This is a genomic window from Pontibacter actiniarum, assembly GCF_003585765.1.
Lineage (GTDB): Bacteria > Bacteroidota > Bacteroidia > Cytophagales > Hymenobacteraceae > Pontibacter > Pontibacter actiniarum.
On sequence record NZ_CP021235.1, the window covers coordinates 3545582 to 3564723 of the forward strand.

The following is a 19142-nucleotide window of genomic DNA, read 5'->3' on the forward strand; positions in this document are numbered from 1 at the left end:
ACCAAACATGAGGCAATAATTATTTTTTCCTAAACACCAGCTTGATCGGAACACCTGTAAAGCCAAAGTGCTCGCGCATCCTGTTCTCCAGGTAGCGCACGTAGGACTCTTTCACGTACTGCGGCAGGTTGCAGAAAAACGCAAAGGTCGGGTTATGCGTCGGCAACTGCGTGATATACTTGATCTTCACAAACTTACCCTTGATCGCTGGCGGCGGATAGCGCTCAATCTCCGGCAGCATGGCGTCGTTCAGCTTTGAGGTCGGTATTTTCTTGGTCTTGTTGTCGTACACTTCCATGGCCACCTCAATAGCCTTGTGGATACGCTGCTTGGTTACCACCGAGGTAAAGATGATCGGCACATAGGAGATCGGCGCGATGCGGTTGTAGATCTCGTCCTCAAACTGCTTGGTCGTATGCGTGTCCTTCTCCACCAGGTCCCACTTGTTCACCAGGATCACGATACCTTTGCGGTTCTTTTCGGCCAGGGCAATGATGTTTACGTCCTGCGCCTCAATGCCGCGCGTGGCGTCCAGTATCACGATACAAACGTCGGCGTCCTCCAGGGCACGCACTGAGCGCAGCACGGAGTAGAACTCAATATCCTCGCTTACCTTGCTTTTGCGGCGCAAACCGGCCGTATCCACAATAATAAACTCCTTGCCGAAGGCATTGTAGCGGGCATGGATAGCATCGCGTGTGGTTCCGGCTCTGTCTGTAACAATGTTTCGCTCCTCACCCAGCAGCAGGTTCACAAAAGAGGACTTCCCTACGTTCGGGCGGCCCAGCACGGCAATTTTAGGGATACCGGCATCCGGGTCTTCCACACCTTCGTCTTTAAAGTGCTTCACCACCTCGTCCAGCAGTTCGCCCGTTCCGGAGCCGCTCTGCGATGAGATCGGGTAAATGTCAATGCCTACGCCCAGGGCGTAGAACTCGCCCATCTGGTGCATGCGCGCGTTGGTGTCTGCTTTGTTAGCCACCACGTACACCGGCTTATCGGTGCGGCGCAGCACGTTGGCAAACTCCTCGTCCAGCCCGGTAAGGCCGGCATCCACGTCCACCATAAACAGAATTACGTCGGCCTCGTTCATGGCCAGCTCTACCTGGCGGTTGATCTCAGACTCGAAGATATCCTCGGAGCCGTGCACGTAGCCGCCTGTGTCAATTACAGTATAGTACTTGCCTGTCCAGTCGCCGTGGCCGTAGCTGCGGTCGCGGGTTACGCCGCTCACGTTGTCCATGATGGCTTTGCGCTGCCCGATCAGGCGGTTAAAAAGGGTAGACTTGCCCACGTTGGGGCGGCCTACAATAGCAATGATGTTTGATGACATCGTCTAAAAAATAAAATAGTTAAAGTGCCCCCGGGGCACCGTGCCCCGAAGCTTTATGGTGCGCTACTCTTCGCGGTAGCCGAAGCGCCGAAGCAGCTTCTGGTCTGTCCGCCAGTTCTCGTTCACACGCACATATAAATCAAGAAATATCTTTTTCTGGAAGAACTCTTCCATGTCCAGGCGCGCCTGGGTACCCACTTTTTTCAGCGCCTCGCCTTTGTTCCCGATCACGATGCCTTTCTGGCTGCGGCGCTCCACGCTGATTTCGGCCCGGATGCGGATAATGTCTTCTTCTTCCTTAAACTCCTCTACCACCACCTCGCAGCTGTAGGGGATTTCCTTTTTATAGTTCAGGAAAATCTTCTCGCGGATCATCTCCGACACAAAGAAACGCTCCGGCTTGTCCGTCAGTTCATCTTTCGGGAAATAAGGCGGATGCTGGGGCAGGTAATGCAGCAGGCGCGCAAACAGCTGGTCCAGCCCGAAGTTGTGCAGGGCAGAGATCGGGAGGATCTCGGTCGGGTTCATGTGCTCCTGCCAATACGCCACCTTCTCGTTCACTTCCTCTTCCGTCGCCTGGTCAATTTTGTTAATCAGCAGCAGCACAGGCACCTTCGCATGCTGCAGGCGCTTGATCACATCCTCCTCGTCGTGCTTCTCATAGATGTCCGTTACGAACAGGATTACGTCCGCATCCTCCAGGGAGGTGCGCACAAAGCCCATCATCGACTCGTGCAGGGCGTACTGCGGCTTAATGATGCCGGGCGTATCGGAGTATACAATCTGGAAATCGTCTCCGTTCAGGATGCCCATGATACGGTGACGCGTTGTTTGTGCCTTTGAGGTGATGATGGAGAGCTTCTCCCCCACCAGCGCGTTCATCAGCGTTGATTTACCCACGTTCGGTTTTCCTACTATACTTACAAAACCGGCTTTGTGCGGTGTTTCAGCCATACTTCTAAAATTTGAGGTTGCAAAATTACTTCTTTTTTACGAGAGTGCGGCCTAATGTCTAAATTATTGTGAATGAGGGGGTGAGGCGTGCTTCCGTTCCGCCAGCTTACCCGGGCGGGCAGGGGTGGCTTTTGTGCTGCCTCCTCAGCTGCTTTACGTGCATCCATTTCTTTTTAGAAAGTGCTCCTGCTGGTTACGCTCCTCCTGGCGCAAGCGTCGGCTTGTGCCGTTGGCTGCCACTGCTAGCTGTATTTATACTTCCATTGCCACGGCTTTCTGCCCTGCTAGCGCGAGTTTGCAACTCGTGCTTTAAAAGCTACAGAGTTATACTTGCATAGCATCTGCTAATTATAACTTCACCCAAGCTATTCTTTCTAGCTCCCGTTCATCTAGCAGCTCCCACATACCTAACGTTTCACTTTATACTTTGGAGCGCTCATGCCCACGAGGGCTCGCTTTCCCGCATCGCGCTGGGAGCTTTTCCTGCCGGGGTAGGGGCCCTCTTACTCGTGCCTCGGGCTGCCTGGCTCGCGCGCGTCACCGGAAAAACCCGCATAGGCGCTCAACAGAAAGACTGCAAATGCTTTCGATAGCCAAAGCTGACGCGGCTCCTGCAAAGCATTGTAGGGACAGGTCACGACCTGTCCCTACAATGCCGTTCGCAATGAAACGTGCACTTGTGCCACCGCGTCAGCAGAACTCTACTTAGGAGTGGATTATTCTAAAGGACTTACACTACAGCGTTTATACTTGAATGATGGCAGTTACAAGACTCTCCCTTAGGCTAAGAAGACATGTGATGACCGGGAATAGCATCACAAGAGGCCCTTAGTTCTACAATATGGTGTACCTTCGCAAACCGTGCACTTCTACACTCTGAAAACCTTTTCCCATACTTCAGGCTTTACACTCCGTTAAACCTCTATGAGACATAGATAATTCTGATCAACCAGAAAGTTTATACTTAGTATCTTTGCAACTGATAAGCACTTAGATAGTACATGAGCAACAATAAAACGGGCAAAATTGGCGTACTGCTGGTTAACCTCGGCACACCGGATACTCCTCAGACCCCTGATGTAAGAAAATACCTGCGCGAGTTCCTGCTGGATAAGCGTGTGATTGACATAAACCCGCTGGGAAGGTATGCCCTTGTGAACGGGGTGATCGCGCCTTTCCGTGCTCCAAAGTCTGCTAAAATATACCAGCAGCTGTGGACCGAGCGAGGCTCTCCGCTGCTCTACCACGGCCTCGACCTGAAACAAAAGCTCCAGGCTAGCCTGGGCGATGCATACCATGTGGCTTTCGGTATGCGCTATCAAAAGCCAAGTATAAAAAGTGCTTTGGAGGAGCTTCGGGAGAAGAGCGTGCGCCGCATTATTGTGTTCCCACTGTTCCCGCAGTATGCATCTGCTACCACAGGATCCGTGCACGATAAGATCATGGAGATCGTGAAGGACTGGTGGATCATACCGAGCATGAACTTCATTTCTTCTTACTGCAACGATCCGGGCTTTATCGGGGCCTTTGCCGAGCTAGGCAAGAAGTACATGGCAGAAGACAATTATGACCACGTTGTGTTTAGCTACCATGGGGTGCCGGAGCGCCAGATACTGAAAGGCAGCGACCACGGCTATTGTAAGCTTGGCTCCTGCTGCAACAGCTATAACAAACGCAACCAATACTGCTACCGTGCCTCTTGTTTCGAAACATCGCGGCAACTGGCAAAGGCGCTGGGCCTGCAGGACGACCAGTATACCGTTGCGTTCCAATCGAGACTGGGCAAAGACCCGTGGCTGCAGCCTTATACTGACGATGTGCTGAAGACAATGCCAGCGAAAGGCATTAAGAAAGTGCTGGCTTTTAGCCCTGCCTTTGTAGCCGACTGCTTAGAGACCACCGTGGAGGTAGGAGAAGAGTTTAAGGAAATGTTTGAGCATGCCGGTGGCGAGCGCTGGCAGCTGGTAGAGAGCCTTAACTCCAACGATGCTTGGGTAGAAGCCATGAAACAGCTTGTCCTGCAGCATTAAGTATTAGCAAGTTTTAACGAGGCGGAGACACCCGCTGCCAAAAAATAAATGGCCGCTGCAGTACTGCAGCGGCCATTCTCTTTATACCTTCAGCACACAGCGTGCTATATCCGCTCTGAGTCTACCCAGTCTTCTGACACGGCTTCGGCATATTTGGTTATCTTCTGCAGCAGCAGCTCGGCATCCTCCTCCACAATAAGGTTGCTGCTGTACTCCGGTTTAATAAAGCCCTCCTGCACGCCATGCGCGATCAGCTCCATAAACTTATCGAAGTAACCGTTTACGTTGTAGAACGCCACCGGCTTTTTGATGATGCCCAACTGGTTCCACGTGATAATCTCGTTTACCTCATCCAGGGTGCCAAACCCGCCGGGCATGGCGATAAAGGCATCTGATTTGGAAGCCATCAGGGCCTTGCGCTCATGCATGGTCTTTACCACGTGCTGCTCCGTCAGGCCGGTGTGCGCCACCTCGCGGTCTACCAGGCTCTGCGGAATAACACCAACGGCTTCGCCCCCCGCAGCAAGTACGGCATCGGCAATCGTGCCCATTAACCCCACCTTGCCGCCACCGAAAACAAGGCCTACACGCTGGGCAGCCATCAGGGTGCCCAGTTTAGCGGCAGCCTCACCGTACTTGGGGTTATTGCCGGCGTTGGCTCCACAGAAAACAGCTATACTTTTCATCCTTTATACTTTGCTTTAAACTGATTCTCAATAAAGAAAGGCCCCGGCGCAGTGCCAGAGCCTTTTATACTTGTTACAGCCAGCCGCCTTTACTTAGGCCAGCTGCTTTTTATACATTTTCGCCAGCGTTTCGGCGGCATAGTCAATCTCTTCGGGCGTGTTGTACTTGCTGAAGGAGAAGCGCACCGACCCGCGGGTTGGGTCTACGTTCAGCGCACGCAGCACGTGTGAGCCGGTGTTGGCGCCGCTGCTGCAGGCACTGCCGCCGGATGCAGAAATCTTGGCTATGTCCAGGCTGAAGAGCAGCATCTCGTTGATGTCTGACGCCGGCAGGTTTACGTTCAGCACCGTGTACAGGCTCTTGTCGCCAAACTCCGACAGGCCGTTAAAGCTCACGTCGTCCATCTGCTCGCGCAGCTTGTGGATCATGCGGTCCTTCAGGCCCTGGATGTAGCGGGTATGCTCCTCCATATCGCGGTAAGCAATCTCCAGCGCCTTGGCCAGCCCGATAATACCATACACGTTCTCGGTGCCGCCGCGCATGTTGCGCTCCTGCGCCCCCCCCTGAATCAGCGGCTGGATCTTCGTGGCCCCGTCGCAGTACAGGAACCCAACGCCTTTCGGGCCGTGGAACTTGTGCGCCGAGCCTACGATAAAGTTTGCCCCCAGCTGCTGCACGTCGTGCACATAGTGGCCCATGGTCTGCACCGTATCTGAATGGAACACGGCGTTATACTTCCTGCATATCTCGCCGATGGCCGCTACGTCGTTCAGGTTGCCGATCTCGTTGTTGGCGTGCATGATGGACACCAGCGTCTGCGGCTGGTTGGCCAACAGCTCCTCCAGGTGCTCCAGGTCCAGGTTGCCGAGCTCATCGTGGCGCAGGTAGCTCACCTGCACCCCCTCCTGCCGCTCCAGCAGCTCCAGGGTATGCAGTACCGCGTGGTGCTCCAGTTTGGTAGAGATGGCGTGCTTTATGCCGAGCGAGCGGCAAGTACAGATAAGGGCCGCGTTATCAGCCTCGGTGCCCCCTGAAGTAAAGAAAACCTCGGCAGGAGACGTGTTCAGCAGGCCCGCCACCGTTTTACGCGCCCTTTCAATAGCCGCCCTCACCTCACGGCCATGCGAGTGAATGGAAGAAGGGTTACCGAAATGCTCCAGCATAAAAGGAGCCATGGCGTCAAACACCTCTTTATCCAGAGGCGTGGTGGCAGCATTATCTAAATAAACACGCATATTCTTAAACTGATTTTTTGGTCTGTTCTTTACTCAACCGCTAAAGTATAAAAAAAAGTTGCGCCATGGGCAGGGACTTCTCCCAAACCTGTGGCGCAACACTTACTCTGTTACTTAAATGATGTATGGCAACAGCAACAACACATAGCGCTTAGGCTTTTACAGAGATGATCTCCTTGATGTCGGCAATGATCTTGTTGGCCAGGTGCTCGGCTGTCGCATTGCTGTCGCTCTCGGCGTAGATGCGGATGATCGGCTCCGTGTTTGACTTGCGCAGGTGCACCCACTCCTTATCGAACTCGATCTTCACACCGTCGATGGTGTTGATCGGCTGCTTGGCGTAGCGCTCCTTCATCTGGCGCAGCACCTCGTCCACGTTCACCTCCGGCGTGAGCTCTATCTTATTCTTGGAGATGTAGTAGTTCGGGTAGCTCGCACGCAGGCGCGTCATGCTCATGCCTGATTTGGCCAGGTGCGTCAGGAACAGGGCGATCCCCACCAGGGCGTCGCGGCCGTAGTGCAGCTCCGGGTAGATGATACCGCCGTTGCCCTCGCCACCGATAATCGCGTGCTGCTCCTTCATCATGTTTACCACGTTTACCTCGCCCACGGCGGCGGCATAGTAAGCACCTCCGGCTTTCTCGGTCACGTCGCGCAGCGCGCGCGTAGACGACAGGTTGGAGACCGTGTTGCCTTTCTGGTGCTTGAGCACGTAGTCTGCCACGGCCACCAGCGTATACTCTTCGCCGAACATGCTGCCGTCTTCGTTTACCAGCGCCAGGCGGTCCACATCCGGGTCTACTACAATGCCCAGGTCAAACTTGCCCTTCTCGATGACCTTCGAAATCTCGCGCAGGTTCTCCGGCAGGGGCTCCGGGTTGTGGGCAAAGTTGCCGTCCGGCTCGCAGAACAGCTTCTCGATCTTGTTTACGCCCAGGGCCTCCAGCAGCATCGGCACGGCAAAGCCTCCGCTTGAGTTCACGGCATCCACCACCACGCTGAAGTTTCTGGCTTTGATCGCCTCCACATCCACCAGCGGCAACGCCAGAACAGCCTTGATATGCTTCTTCAGGGCGCTTTCGCTCTGCTTATATTTTCCCAGGTCGTTAACCTGTGCAAACTCAAAGGCCTCTTTCTCGGCAATCTCCAGCACTAGCTTCCCCTCTTCATCAGAGATAAACTCTCCTTTATGGTTAAGCAGCTTCAGTGCGTTCCACTGCTTTGGGTTATGGCTGGCTGTAAGTATAATCCCGCCGCCGGCTTTCTTCTCCGGCACGGCCATCTCCACGGTAGGCGTGGTAGAAAGCCCCAGGTCTATCACGTCTATGCCCAGCCCTTGCAGGGTGGCGCACACCAGTTTGTTCACCATGTCGCCGGAAAGGCGGGCATCGCGGCCTACAACAATTATTTTCTTATCGGTGTTTTGAAGCACCCAGGTTCCGAAAGCAGCGGAAAACTTAACTACATCCACAGGGGTAAGTCCATCACCAGCCTGTCCGCCTATCGTACCACGTATTCCTGAAATCGATTTTATTAAAGCCACTTGTCGTATATGTTTTTCCTAGACAAAAGTAGTAATTTTAGTTATACTTCCAGAGGATTATTGAGGCCGCGCCGCTCCAGCCAGCCCCGCCAACACGCCGGACTGCCTGCGCCTGCAGCACAACGGCCGCCCTGGCCACTGCGGCCCGCCGGCTTCATGCGCCCAGAAGCCGCTACGCCCTGTTTTCCACCTCCAACTCCTTCACCTTTAGCCTGCCCACCTCCAGCTCGTTTATCTGCAGCCTGTCTATCTGCCCCGTTTTAAGAAACATCTTTTTAATGGCGAGGCTGCCGATGGCCAGCGCCCCCACGGCCATTGCGCCCACCCCTACCGCCGCCAGCGCTGTGGCAAACCGTGCAAACGCAACCTGCGACTGTACAGCTGCAACCGAGGCAGCGATTTTCCTGATTTCCTTCTTCTTTTTCTTTTTCATAGTATAAGGTATAAGTGTGTGCAACGGAAGGGCGCCTTTAACGCCCGCCAGTTTGCTTTACGGAAAAAGAAGGCACCTTGCTTCCCAAACCTGACTTTTAGGTGCTAACGTACTGGTAAGCCAGCACCTGCTACCCCCTGTACTTTAAATATTTATTACCTTTGCCTTTATGACTACTTCACAACCTGGAAAAAACACGCGCCAGCAGCAGCTTGAGGCTTTTAGCCGCCTGCTGGATGTGCTGGATGACCTCCGCGAAAAGTGCCCCTGGGACCGCAAGCAAACCATGGAAAGCCTGCGCCACCTGACGATAGAGGAAACCTACGAGCTCTCCGACGCCATACTGAAGGGAGAGCTGCAGGAGGTAAAGAAGGAGATCGGCGACATTATGCTGCACCTGGCCTTCTACGCCAAGATAGCGGCAGAGAAAGGCGCCTTCGACATTGCCGACGTCCTGAACGCGCAGTGTGAGAAGCTCATCTTCCGCCACCCGCACATTTACGGAGACACCAAGGCCGACAGCGAGGAGGAGGTAAAGCAGAACTGGGAGAAGCTCAAGCTGAAGGAAGGCAACAAATCCGTTCTGGGCGGCGTACCGCAATCGTTGCCTGCCCTGGTAAAGGCCATGCGCATACAGGAGAAAGCCCGTGGCGCCGGCTTCGACTGGGACGATTCCTCACAGGTGTGGGAGAAGGTGCAGGAGGAACTAAGCGAGTTCGAAAGAGAGTTTAATGTAGAGGACACCGCCGGCATTGACCGGGAAAAGGCCACCGCCGAGTTTGGCGACCTGCTGTTCTCCCTCATCAACTTTGCCCGCTTTGCCGGCATCAACCCCGAAGAGGCACTGGAGCGCACCAACCTCAAGTTCATCAGCCGCTTCCAGTACATCGAAACAGAGGCGGCCAAAGACGGCAAATCGCTCCAGGACATGACGCTGCAGGAGATGGACTTTTATTGGGAAAAGGCAAAAAAGCAGTAGGCGCACGTACAACCTATCGCAAATTTTGCTATATTTAACCCACTTTTTCTCAAACACAAAGAAAAGGGAAGCACCAACGTGAAATAGCTACTTTAACCACGCACAACTTGTAGGCTCTCAGCCAGCTTTGGCAGGTGCATAAACCGCTTACACAGCCCTTACAGCATACCCTTGCATTTACAGGCTCTGCAGCCACGCCTTGGTATCAGTGGTTAAAACGGCATACCGGCACGCATCAATGTTCCTACTTTGAAACAAACAGAATTATCTGCATTTTGCGATATAGCTCCGGCGCGTATTAGGAATTTTAACAAATAAAATCTTAAATTAGGGTGCTAAAGAGGCGGCAGCAGCCTTTTCCCGAAATTTTTAGACTTACCATAGTATGAGAATTTGAGAAAAAAGCTGAAATTGCAAATTCATTAAAGAACTAAAAACGAAACAATTACCTTTTACAATTACACAAACAATTTTAATTACAACACAAACAGCTAAACTTTAAACTTTTAAAAAAATGGAAAAAAAGACTGCAGTAGTGAGCAAGAATGCTAATGTAGAGCCAAAGAACAGCCCGGTAGGGTCTGTGTTTGCGAGCATCGTTATTCCGATTGCCCTGATAGCATGTGTGCTTATCTATTTGTTCGTTCTGGGTAACCCAGCAAACTTCGAAGGTGGCAACACAGAAAACCATCCACTTCCAGGCAACTACCTTGGCGTTGTTTACAAAGGTGGCTGGGTAGTACCAGTGCTGATGTCCCTGAACCTTATGGTATTCATTTTCGCTATCGAGCGCGCCCTGACTATCGGTAAGGCAAAAGGCACGAAAAACGTTGCTCAGTTCGTACGTAGCATCTCTGCTAAACTGAACCAGCGCGACATCAACGGCGCTATCGCTTCTTGCGACGCACAGAAAGGTTCTGTTGGAAACGTGGTAAAAGCCGGCCTGCTTAAGTACAAAGAAATGCAGAACGAGCCTGAGCTGCTGAAGGCTGAGAAAGTTGCCGCTATCCAAAAAGAAATCGAAGAGTCTACTGCTCTTGAGCTGCCAATGCTGGAGAAAAACCTGGTAGTTATCTCAACTATCGCCTCTATCTCTACACTGGTTGGTCTGATCGGTACAGTACTTGGTATGATTAAGGCCTTCGCCGCCCTTGCAACTTCAGGCTCTCCTGACTCTGTAGCCCTTGCAAACGGTATCTCTGAGGCCCTTATCAACACTGCCCTGGGTATCACAGGTTCTACTATCGCGATCATTGCTTACAACTACTTCACAAGCAAAATCGACGAGCTTACTTACAGCATTGACGAGGCTGGCTTCAGCATGGTGTCTACTTTCACTGCTCAGCACGAGACTCCAGCTGCAAGACCACAAACTGTTTAAGTTAAACCGCATAACCAGACAAAATGCCTAAAGTAAAAGTAAAAAGGAAAAACCCCTCATTGGACATGACGCCAATGGTGGACTTATTCTTCTTGCTGGTTACTTTCTTTATGCTGACTGCAACTGCCAGACCTGATGAAGCCGTTGTAGTAGATACACCTTCATCTGTGTCTGAAATAAAGATCCCGGATACGAACGTAATCACGATTACGGTCGACAACAATAACCGTGTGTTCTTTGGCGTAGACGGGCAGCAAACAAAGGAAGCATTACTTGACAAGATAGCAGGAAAGTATGGCGTAGGCTTTACCGCAGAAGAGAAGAAGACATTCTCTCTGCTGAACAACTTCGGTGTTCCGGTAAACCAGCTGAAGTCTTTCCTGGCTATGGAATCAGGTGCACGCAAGGAGGTTAACCAGCCGGGTATCCCGATAGACTCTACCCACAATGAACTGGGCGACTGGGTACTACAGACTCGTCTTACAAACCCGAAGGTGGTTATCGCCATCAAAGGTGACCAGGACGTAGACTATGCAACTATTCAGCGAGTTATCGATATCCTGCAGGACAGAAAGGTAAACAGGTTCAACCTGATTACCGACATGGAAAATAAGCCACAGAACCTATAGTTAGAAAGGAGATAAGATAATGGCAGAAATACAGGAAAAAGGCGGCGACTCCGGCAAAGGTGGTAAGAAACGCGCGAAACGCTCGTCCACCAAAATCGACATGACGCCGCTGGTTGACCTTGCCGCCCTTCTGATCACGTTCTTCATGCTTACGACGACTTTCAACAAGCCGCAGACCATGGAAATCAACATGCCTGTAAAGGATGTTGACCCAGAGGAGCAGATTGCCCTGAAAGCCAGTAACGCCATGACGATCATTCTGGGCGAGAATGACAACCTGTACTACTATTTCGGACTAGCAGAAGACAATCCAACGCTTGAGAAATCAAGCTATGCTGCAGACGGCATCCGCAAAGTGTTGGTTTCACCGCGTGTGAAGTCAAACGAGAAGATGACTGTGCTGGTAAAGGCAATGGAGAAAGCGCGCTACAAGAACATGGTAGACATTTTAGATGAATTAAAAATTACTGATACCAAGAAGTTTGCCCTGGTAGAAATATCTGACGCAGACAAAGACATGGTAACAGAACAAATGGGAAATTAAGATATGGACGCAAGTAAGTTAGCAAAAGCATCGCTTGATGATATCGTCTTCGAAGGACGTAACAGAGCGTACGGTGCCTACCTGCTTCGCAAACTCTACAATAAGCATATCACAATTGCCGCCATCGTTGCTATTCTACTTTTCGCCCTTTTCCTTAGCATACCGCTAATATCAAAGGTGCTTGGAAACGACGAGGCAGATGATGAGGTTGTTGAGCGTATTGTAACAGAAGTAGACCTGGCTCCACCACCACCATTGGATGAAGCGACACCGCCACCGCCGCCGCCGCCGCCACCAGATCTTCCGCCACCGCCACCACCAGTGCGTGCTACTGTAAAGTATACGCCACCGGTTGTGAAGCGTGACAACGAAGTAGCTGAAGAGGAAGAGATTCCGGACGTGGAGGTACTAGAGGAAATTGATGCGGGCGTTAAAACCGTAGAAGGTTCTAAAGACGCACCGATTGACCTCGGCGACATCGACGGCACAAGCGATGTAGTAGCAGAAGTAGTAGAGGAGAAGCCTTATACTTACGTAGAGCAGATGCCATCCTTCCCGGGTGGTGAAACTGAAATGCTGAAGTACCTGGGCAAAAACATCCGCTACCCAGCAGCTGCACAGCGCGCCGGCGTGGAAGGCCTGGTAGTACTTTCGTTCGTAGTAAGCAAAACAGGCGAGATCTCTGATATCCAGGTTGTGAAAAACCTTGGAGCCGGTACCGACGAAGAAGCGATGCGCGTTGTGAAAACAATGCCGAAGTGGACTCCAGGTAAGCAAAACGGTAGAGCAGTACCTGTACGCTACACGCTTCCAGTACGATTCACGATTAAATAAGCAGTTCCTGCAACTGCAAAAGCCCAGCCCTAACAGGCTGGGCTTTTTTTATGCCCGCGCCAAAAATAGAATGTCAGCATGCATACTATCTATTGAAAAATGCGTATATTCAGAGAACAAAATAAAGCAACCCTAAAAGCAAAAGAGATACAGTGATGAAGTTTAAATGATGTCTTAACCAAACCCAACAGCCCATGGAAAAGAGCAGTTACCTAAGCATGACCTTTAACAACATTGTGTTCAAAGGTCGCAACCAGGCCTACGGAGCCTTCGCCCTCCGCAAAGCGTACAACAAGCATATCACGCGCGCTTACCTGATTGCCACAGCTATTTTTTCAGGGGCGCTGGTCGGGCCGTTAGTGGACAGCATTTACTTTGATGATCCTGTAAAGTATAAGGAGCCGACATATGTTATCCTCGAGCCATACGTTTTAAAGCTTCCTACACCGCCCAAACCAGAGCCGGTGAAAGCAGCGTCCCCGCTACCGGCAGCACCGGAGAAGGCAGTGGCCACTGAAAAGTATGTGCCGCCCAAAGTGGTACCGAACGATGCAGCAGTGAAGGAGGAAACGATGGCAAACCAGGAGGAAATCTCCAAGGCAAGCATCGGCACTGCGAAAGTAGCGGGCGAGTTACCGGAGATGCCGTCCGTCTCATTATCAGATGCACCGCCTGCAGGTATCGAGGGAGGCACCGGAGAAAAGGAAGCGGAACCCAAAGAGTACGTGTATGTGGAGCAGATGCCGGAGTTCAGGGGAGGCAACGAGGCCCTTGCCGCCTTCCTGAGCAGCAAGCTCCGCTACCCTAACGCCGCGCAAAGCAATGGCGTGGAAGGAACGGTCGTGGTTAGTTTTGTCGTCGGCACGACAGGCGACATTTCGCAGGTGCAGGTGCTCAAGGGCCTCGGCTACGGTACCGAGGAGGAGGCCGAGCGGGTAATCCGGAGCATGCCGGACTGGAAGCCCGGAAAGCAAAACGGACGCGCCGTACCTGTGCGATACACATTACCCATAAGGTTTAGCCTGAAATAAGTTTAAGTTTAGCGAAGCAAGGCAGAAGCAGCAAAGTAGTTTTGTTAGCTTCTGCTTTCTTTTTTTACGGGAGAACGTTATTTTTAGGGGTTAAACAAAGAACAAGCAAAAAGAGCAAAGCATGCTTAGACCAAGGAAAGACGACGAAAAGCCAGCACCAACCCTGTTCAGTAAGTTTGCACGCATCTTCGGCTTATTCATGACGCTGTTTTATGTGGCGCTAGGCCTGTTCATCATGTTTGCTGGGGAGCGCCTGAGGCTGGACATAGCCGACAGCGTGAAGTACATGCTCGGTGGGGTTCTCATATTGTACGGAATTGTTAGATTTGTGAGAGTTTATAGCAGCACACGCTCCAAAAACAACAGATATGAAGATTAAAGTATTGAGAATAGCCGCTGTAGCGGGTTTAGTAGCCATAGCGGGTTGTGGAAACTCTGGTACCCCACAGAACACCCCCACCTCCGGAGACATCAACATCAGCGTGGACGAGTCGTTCCAGCCCATCATCGATTCGGAGGTAGACACCTTTGAAGGCATTTACAAGTATGCCAACATTGATGCGGCCTACAAGCCGGAGGGCGAGGTCGTGAAAGACCTGCTGAATGACAGCACCAACATCGCCATCCTCTCCCGCGAACTCACAGCAGAGGAAAAAGCGGTGTTCGATAAGCAAAAGCGCATTCCGCGCGTCACCAAAATTGCCATCGATGCCGTAGCGCTTATCACCAACAGGCAAAACCCGGACTCACTCCTCACCATGGAGGAAGTGAAGAAGATCTTTAACGGCCAGGTGAAAAGCTGGAAAGAGCTTGACGAGGATTCTGACCTCGGAGATATCACGATAGTTTTCGACAACAACAACTCCAGCACGGCACGTTACGTACGAGATTCTCTGATTACGGGTAATAAGCTACCGGAAAATACGTTTGCATCTAACTCGCATAAGGCACTGATCGACTATGTGGAGCAGAACAAGAATGCCATCGGGGTAATCGGTGTGAACTGGATCAGCGATTTTGATGACTCAACAGCCATTAACTTCCTTAACCGGATAAAGGTGCTGGGCATCAGCGAAGACCCGGCTCCCATTTCAACAGAGAGTTATTACCAGCCTTACCAGGCTTACATCGCACAGCAGGCTTACCCGCTGCGCCGCTACCTGTACATTATCAGCACAGAGGGCCGCGCAGGCCTTGGCACAGGATTTGCAGCCTATGTTGCGGGAGACAAGGGCCAACGCCTTATTCTTAAATCAGGCCTGGTGCCGGCAACAATGCCGGTACGGGTTGTGGGGCTCGGAAACCAGTAGCACTACAGCATAACCAAACAAGAGAAACAACTAAACTTTAATACCATGACACATAACTGGAAGTACATCGCTTTAATGGCGGCTGCCTTCCCTGCAACTGCTGCTTTTGCACAATCAGGTAACGCAGGAAGAAAAGCCGTTGACCTGGAGCGCTATGAAGAAGCAAAGTCTATCTATAAGTCTCAACTAAATAACAAAAATGAGGCTGATAACGCATATTTCGCCCTTGGCGATATTTACCTGCGTACCGATAAGCCAGACTCTGCCGCCTATTACTTCAACCAGGGCATTTCTGCCAACAAAAAGTCTTACATCAACCATGTAGGCTTGGGTAAAGTTGCCCTGCACCAGGGCGACCAGGCAAAGGCTGAGCAGCAGTTTGAGGAAGCCCTCAAAGGCAAAGGTAAAAAAGACCCGTATGTACTTGCCATGATTGGTGAGGCTTATGTGAATGCACCAAACGCAACAGAAGCACAGATTAACAAAGGTATCGATTACCTGAAGCAGTCTCTGGAGCGTGATAATAAGAATGCCGTTGCGAACGTAATCCTGGGCGATGCTTACCTGCAGCTGAAGAAGGGTGGCGAGGCAATGACCAACTACGACAGAGCCATTCAGCTGGATGAGCAGTATGCTACGGCTTACCTGAAGAGAGGCCAGCTGTACACTAGCTCCCGTAACTACCCGGAGGCAGAGCAGGCATTCCAGAGAGCCATCGAAATCGACCCTAACTTTGCCCCTGCTTACCGCGACCTGGGCGAGCTTTACTACTTCGCCGGCCAGTATGACAAGGCGCTGTCTACGTTCCAGAAGTACGTAGACCTTGCTGAAGACACTCCTGAGACAAAGGCAAAGTATGCTTCTTTCCTGTTCCTGACAAAGAACTATGAGCAGGCGCTGCAAACTGCTGAGCAGGTACTGCAGAAGGAGCCGGATAACACGGTAATGAACCGCTTGAGAGCATACTCTTACCTGGAGCTTGGCCAGCCGCAGAAGGCATTGGAGGCAATCCAAACGTACATGCAGAAAACGGATCCGAGCAAGCTGATTGCACAGGATTACGAGTACTATGGCCGTATCCTTGGCAAAAACGACCAGCCAGCCAAAGCCATTGAGAACATGGAGAAGGCGCTGCAGATGAACGATGCCAACATCGAGCTGTATGCTGACCTGGCGAACATGTACGCCCGCAATAACCAGTACGATAAAGCTATTGAGGTTTACAAGCGTAAGCGTAAGAACGTAGAGCCAAGCAACGCCGACTACTACTACATGGGTAACATCTATATGATGGCCGGTGAGGAGAACGCGACAAGCGGAAACGCTCAGAAAGCGAACGAGTTCTTCACTCAAGCGGATAGCACCTATGCTCAGGTAGCAAAGGCAAACCCAGACTACGCTTATGCCTACCTGTGGAGAGCCCGCGCTAACGCAAGCCAGGACCCTGAAACAGAGAAGGGATTGGCTAAGCCATACTATGAGGAGTTTATTGCCAAAGCCAGCAGTGAGCCAGAGAAGTACAAGAAAGACCTGATTGAGGCGAACTCGTACCTTGGCTACTACTATTACCTGAAAGGCGAAAGAGACAATGCCGTGAAGTACTGGACTGCAGTAAAAACTCTTGACCCAAGCAACCCTCAGGCAGACGCTGCTTTGAAGGAAATCGCAAAGGCACCAAAGAAGAAGTAGTTTTAACTACCTGTTATCATAAAACAGAAAGGCCTGCTCAGTGAGCAGGCCTTTCTGTTTTATGTGCTTTTGTGCTTGATTAACGCTTTCCCTAAAGTTGGCTTCTAAAGCTGCTCCTCGTATAGCTCCCACTTTTCCAGCACTGCCCGGAAGTCCTCGGGCAGGTCAGAGTTAAACTGCATGAACTCCTTTGTGTCAGGGTGCAGGAAGCCCAGTGACTTTGCATGGAGCGCCTGCCTTGGCATCAGTTTAAAAGCATTCTCAACAAAGGACTTGTAGGTGCCATTTGGCATGCCGTACAGGATCTTATCGCCGCCATACGTAGCGTCTGAGAAAAGAGGGTGCCCAATGTGTTTCATGTGTGCCCGTATCTGGTGCGTTCTGCCCGTCTCCAGGTTGCACTGCACCAGCGAAACATACCTGAAGCTGCGCAGCACCTTGTAATGCGTTACAGCATGCTTTCCATAATCTCCTGCAGGGTATACGGCCATCACCTTCCGGTCTTTGGCACTGCGCCCGACATGGCCTGTAATGGTGCCCTTCTGCTCCTTGGGTACTCCCCACACCAGCGCATAGTAGGTTCTTTCAATGCTGTGGTCAAAGAACTGCTTCGCTAGGTAAGCCATGCTGTAGTCTGTCTTGGCGATAACCAGCAGGCCGGAGGTATCTTTATCAATGCGGTGCACCAGGCCTGGCCTCCCCTCGCCGTTGCGGTGCGTAGGCAGGTTCTGCAAATGGTAGGTCAGCGCATTGACTAATGTGCCGTTCCAGTTATTATAGGCAGGGTGCACCACCATTCCGGCGGCTTTGTTTACCAGCAGCAGTTCATCGTCCTCATAAATGATGTCCAATGGGATGTTCTCCGGCACAATGTCTGTGTCACGGGGAGCCTCGGCCAGGGTTACGGTAATCACGTCCAGGGGCTTTACCTTGTAGCTAACCTTTACCGGCTTTTGGTTTACCTGCACTGCCTCGGAGCGGATAGCGCCCTGTAGCTTGTTTCGCGTTACGTTTGGCAGGCGGTCCATCAGGAACTTGTCCAGGCGCAGCAGTGCCTGCCCCTTATCCACTACGATGCGATGGTGCTCGTACAGTTCGTCAGAATCTTCGGCGTTTTCTGTTTCTGTGTGTTCTACCACGGTCAAAAAGTAGGTATAAAAAAAGAAAGCCGAAGTAGATACATCGGCTTTCCGTTACTCTTTTAGAAAAGGAACCTTAGTTCTTCTTCTTGTTATTTTTAGTGCTTGTTGCTGGCTTAGTAGCGGCTGGCGTTGATGCAGCCGGCTCTGGCGTCTGCTGTACTTTAGATGGGTCTACACCAAGCTTCTTCAGCACAAGCGGAGAAATGTCGCCATCCTCTGGGCCTGCAAGCAGTGCCTGGTTGCTGATCACGTAAGTATAGCCGCTTTCTTTGGCTACCTCTTTGATAGCTTTGTCAATCTTAGCGATTACCGGGTCTACCAAAGACTTCTCTTTTTGCTGCAGTGACATTTGCGCTGTGCGCTGGAACTCCTGAATAGAGTTGTTCATGTTCATCAGCTCTTTCTCCTTGTCCTCACGGATAGTTTTGTCCATGGTAGCGGCACCTTTCTCGTACGCCTGCAGCTTTGCTTCATACTCTGCGTATTTGCCTTTCAGCTGGTTTTCAAGCTGTGTGCTGTGTGTCTTCAGATCAGACTCAATTTGCTTGCTCTCTGGCAGCTGTAGCAGTATATACTCTACGTTAGTATAACCAATCTTAAGCGGCTGGTCGTTGCTCTGTGCAAAAGACGCAAAGCTGATCAGGAAGAACGCTACTACTAATAATTTGATCTTGTTCATCATTGGTTGGTTAATTAATAATATATAGGTGTTTAGTTGTTAGGCTTCTTTCTATTCTGTTTCCCCTTTGTGGCTGGCTGCTGTTGCTCCTGCGTTTCCCCCTGCTCCTCTCCTACCTCAGGCAGGTTATCAGGGTCATCCACAATGGCATCGGCAGGTTGCTGGCCCGGTGTATTCGCTCGGTCAGAGGCGAGGCCCAGTTCCTCCAGCACGTACTCCGTGTAATCGTGCACAGGGTTGGTGTAGATCATCACCAGGTCACCCGATTTGTCGAACATCATCTGGATGCCTTTGGACTTGGACACTTTCTCTACAGCCTCAAATACCTCGTCCTGGATGGGGCGCATCAGCTCTTGCCGCCGCTTAAACATCATGCCTTCGTAACCAAAGACTTTGCGCTGGTAGTCGCGCAATTCGTTTTCTTTCTTGGTTACTTCGGTCTGCCGTTTCTGCTTCATCTCCTCTGTGAGCAGGACCTCCTCAGCGCGGTACTCCTGTTTCAGCTTGTCAACCTGCTGCTGCAGCTGCTCAATTTCGCTTTGCCAGGCCTGGGCATATTTGTCCATCTCCTGCTGCACCTGGTTGTAAGCAGGCATCTTACTCAGGATGAAGTTAGAGTCAATATAGCCAATCTTCTGAGCTTGCGAAACAGAAGCCAGCAAAAAGCCTGCTAAAAAGATGAACAAAAACTTTTTCATACTAATTCACT

The 19142-nt window shown here is 51.5% G+C and carries 19 protein-coding genes; 10 read left to right on the forward strand and 9 right to left on the reverse strand.

Annotation, left to right across the window (positions count from 1 at the left end):
* Positions 1–19 precede the first annotated feature (19 nt).
* Both der and era read right to left on the reverse strand, forming a co-directional pair.
* A complete protein-coding gene (der, locus tag CA264_RS15170) occupies positions 20–1333 on the reverse strand; it encodes a ribosome biogenesis GTPase Der (RefSeq protein WP_025608236.1) in 1314 nt (437 codons plus the stop codon).
* A gap of 63 nt (positions 1334–1396) precedes the next feature.
* Positions 1397–2287 carry a GTPase Era gene (gene era / locus CA264_RS15175; protein ID WP_025608237.1) on the reverse strand — a complete coding sequence of 297 codons (891 nt, stop codon included), beginning with the start codon at positions 2285–2287 and terminating at the stop codon, positions 1397–1399.
* A 1001-nt stretch (positions 2288–3288) separates the two neighbouring features.
* Here era and hemH point away from each other — a divergent pair.
* Positions 3289–4317 carry a ferrochelatase gene (gene hemH, locus CA264_RS15180; RefSeq protein WP_025608238.1) on the forward strand — a complete coding sequence of 343 codons (1029 nt, stop codon included), beginning with the start codon at positions 3289–3291 and terminating at the stop codon, positions 4315–4317.
* A gap of 104 nt (positions 4318–4421) precedes the next feature.
* Here hemH and CA264_RS15185 read toward each other — a convergent pair whose 3' ends face one another.
* The 4 genes from CA264_RS15185 to CA264_RS15205 all read right to left on the reverse strand — a co-directional run bounded on the left by CA264_RS15185 (position 4422) and on the right by CA264_RS15205 (position 8215).
* Complete coding sequence (locus CA264_RS15185; protein WP_025608239.1) at positions 4422–5003, reverse strand: LOG family protein; 582 nt, start codon at positions 5001–5003, stop codon at positions 4422–4424.
* Between the two features lie 93 nt (positions 5004–5096).
* Positions 5097–6239 carry a cysteine desulfurase family protein gene (locus CA264_RS15190; protein WP_025608240.1) on the reverse strand — a complete coding sequence of 381 codons (1143 nt, stop codon included), beginning with the start codon at positions 6237–6239 and terminating at the stop codon, positions 5097–5099.
* A 151-nt stretch (positions 6240–6390) separates the two neighbouring features.
* Positions 6391–7782: a phosphoglucosamine mutase gene (gene glmM / locus CA264_RS15195; protein ID WP_025608241.1), complete on the reverse strand. Its 1392-nt coding sequence runs from the start codon at positions 7780–7782 to the stop codon at positions 6391–6393.
* A gap of 172 nt (positions 7783–7954) precedes the next feature.
* A complete protein-coding gene (locus tag CA264_RS15205) occupies positions 7955–8215 on the reverse strand; it encodes a hypothetical protein (RefSeq protein ID WP_025608242.1) in 261 nt (86 codons plus the stop codon).
* A gap of 169 nt (positions 8216–8384) precedes the next feature.
* On the opposite strand from CA264_RS15205, the gene mazG reads away from it, so the two are divergent.
* The 9 genes from mazG to CA264_RS15250 all read left to right on the forward strand — a co-directional run bounded on the left by mazG (position 8385) and on the right by CA264_RS15250 (position 16612).
* Entirely contained in the window at positions 8385–9194 is an 810-nt protein-coding gene (mazG, locus tag CA264_RS15210) for a nucleoside triphosphate pyrophosphohydrolase (RefSeq protein WP_025608243.1), read from the forward strand.
* Between the two features lie 514 nt (positions 9195–9708).
* Positions 9709–10575: a MotA/TolQ/ExbB proton channel family protein gene (locus CA264_RS15215; protein ID WP_025608244.1), complete on the forward strand. Its 867-nt coding sequence runs from the start codon at positions 9709–9711 to the stop codon at positions 10573–10575.
* Positions 10576–10598: 23 nt separating this feature from the next.
* On the forward strand, positions 10599–11204 hold the full coding sequence (locus CA264_RS15220) for an ExbD/TolR family protein (RefSeq protein ID WP_025608245.1): 606 nt from the start codon (positions 10599–10601) through the stop codon (positions 11202–11204).
* Between the two features lie 19 nt (positions 11205–11223).
* Complete coding sequence (locus CA264_RS15225; RefSeq protein ID WP_025608246.1) at positions 11224–11748, forward strand: ExbD/TolR family protein; 525 nt, start codon at positions 11224–11226, stop codon at positions 11746–11748.
* A gap of 3 nt (positions 11749–11751) precedes the next feature.
* Positions 11752–12582, forward strand: a complete 831-nt coding sequence (locus CA264_RS15230; RefSeq protein ID WP_025608247.1) for an energy transducer TonB — start codon at positions 11752–11754, stop codon at positions 12580–12582.
* A 194-nt stretch (positions 12583–12776) separates the two neighbouring features.
* A complete protein-coding gene (locus CA264_RS15235; RefSeq protein WP_025608248.1) occupies positions 12777–13613 on the forward strand; it encodes an energy transducer TonB in 837 nt (278 codons plus the stop codon).
* A 121-nt stretch (positions 13614–13734) separates the two neighbouring features.
* Entirely contained in the window at positions 13735–13992 is a 258-nt protein-coding gene (locus CA264_RS15240) for a sulfite exporter TauE/SafE family protein (RefSeq protein ID WP_025608249.1), read from the forward strand.
* Positions 13982–14923 carry a PstS family phosphate ABC transporter substrate-binding protein gene (locus CA264_RS15245; RefSeq protein WP_025608250.1) on the forward strand — a complete coding sequence of 314 codons (942 nt, stop codon included), beginning with the start codon at positions 13982–13984 and terminating at the stop codon, positions 14921–14923. The genes CA264_RS15240 and CA264_RS15245 overlap by 11 nt, the downstream gene beginning before the upstream one ends.
* 45 nt (positions 14924–14968) lie before the next feature.
* Complete coding sequence (locus CA264_RS15250; protein ID WP_025608251.1) at positions 14969–16612, forward strand: tetratricopeptide repeat protein; 1644 nt, start codon at positions 14969–14971, stop codon at positions 16610–16612.
* Between the two features lie 104 nt (positions 16613–16716).
* Here CA264_RS15250 and CA264_RS15255 read toward each other — a convergent pair whose 3' ends face one another.
* The 3 genes from CA264_RS15255 to CA264_RS15265 form a co-directional block, all read right to left on the reverse strand.
* Positions 16717–17751, reverse strand: coding sequence for an RluA family pseudouridine synthase (locus CA264_RS15255; RefSeq protein ID WP_025608252.1), 1035 nt, complete (start codon positions 17749–17751; stop codon positions 16717–16719).
* A 76-nt stretch (positions 17752–17827) separates the two neighbouring features.
* Entirely contained in the window at positions 17828–18436 is a 609-nt protein-coding gene (locus tag CA264_RS15260; protein ID WP_025608253.1) for an OmpH/Skp family outer membrane protein, read from the reverse strand.
* 29 nt (positions 18437–18465) lie between these two features.
* On the reverse strand, positions 18466–19131 hold the full coding sequence (locus CA264_RS15265; protein WP_025608254.1) for an OmpH/Skp family outer membrane protein: 666 nt from the start codon (positions 19129–19131) through the stop codon (positions 18466–18468).
* Positions 19132–19142 lie beyond the last annotated feature (11 nt).

Coding starts and splice junctions, on each gene's coding strand:
- der (WP_025608236.1), bottom strand. CDS start 1,333: ATGTCATCAAACATCATTGCTATTGTAGGCCGCCCCAACGTGGGCAAG.
- era (WP_025608237.1), bottom strand. CDS start 2,287: ATGGCTGAAACACCGCACAAAGCCGGTTTTGTAAGTATAGTAGGAAAA.
- hemH (WP_025608238.1), top strand. CDS start 3,289: ATGAGCAACAATAAAACGGGCAAAATTGGCGTACTGCTGGTTAACCTC.
- CA264_RS15185 (WP_025608239.1), bottom strand. CDS start 5,003: ATGAAAAGTATAGCTGTTTTCTGTGGAGCCAACGCCGGCAATAACCCC.
- CA264_RS15190 (WP_025608240.1), bottom strand. CDS start 6,239: ATGCGTGTTTATTTAGATAATGCTGCCACCACGCCTCTGGATAAAGAG.
- CA264_RS15205 (WP_025608242.1), bottom strand. CDS start 8,215: ATGAAAAAGAAAAAGAAGAAGGAAATCAGGAAAATCGCTGCCTCGGTT.
- mazG (WP_025608243.1), top strand. CDS start 8,385: ATGACTACTTCACAACCTGGAAAAAACACGCGCCAGCAGCAGCTTGAG.
- CA264_RS15215 (WP_025608244.1), top strand. CDS start 9,709: ATGGAAAAAAAGACTGCAGTAGTGAGCAAGAATGCTAATGTAGAGCCA.
- CA264_RS15220 (WP_025608245.1), top strand. CDS start 10,599: ATGCCTAAAGTAAAAGTAAAAAGGAAAAACCCCTCATTGGACATGACG.
- CA264_RS15225 (WP_025608246.1), top strand. CDS start 11,224: ATGGCAGAAATACAGGAAAAAGGCGGCGACTCCGGCAAAGGTGGTAAG.
- CA264_RS15230 (WP_025608247.1), top strand. CDS start 11,752: ATGGACGCAAGTAAGTTAGCAAAAGCATCGCTTGATGATATCGTCTTC.
- CA264_RS15235 (WP_025608248.1), top strand. CDS start 12,777: ATGGAAAAGAGCAGTTACCTAAGCATGACCTTTAACAACATTGTGTTC.
- CA264_RS15240 (WP_025608249.1), top strand. CDS start 13,735: ATGCTTAGACCAAGGAAAGACGACGAAAAGCCAGCACCAACCCTGTTC.
- CA264_RS15245 (WP_025608250.1), top strand. CDS start 13,982: ATGAAGATTAAAGTATTGAGAATAGCCGCTGTAGCGGGTTTAGTAGCC.
- CA264_RS15250 (WP_025608251.1), top strand. CDS start 14,969: ATGACACATAACTGGAAGTACATCGCTTTAATGGCGGCTGCCTTCCCT.
- CA264_RS15260 (WP_025608253.1), bottom strand. CDS start 18,436: ATGATGAACAAGATCAAATTATTAGTAGTAGCGTTCTTCCTGATCAGC.
- CA264_RS15265 (WP_025608254.1), bottom strand. CDS start 19,131: ATGAAAAAGTTTTTGTTCATCTTTTTAGCAGGCTTTTTGCTGGCTTCT.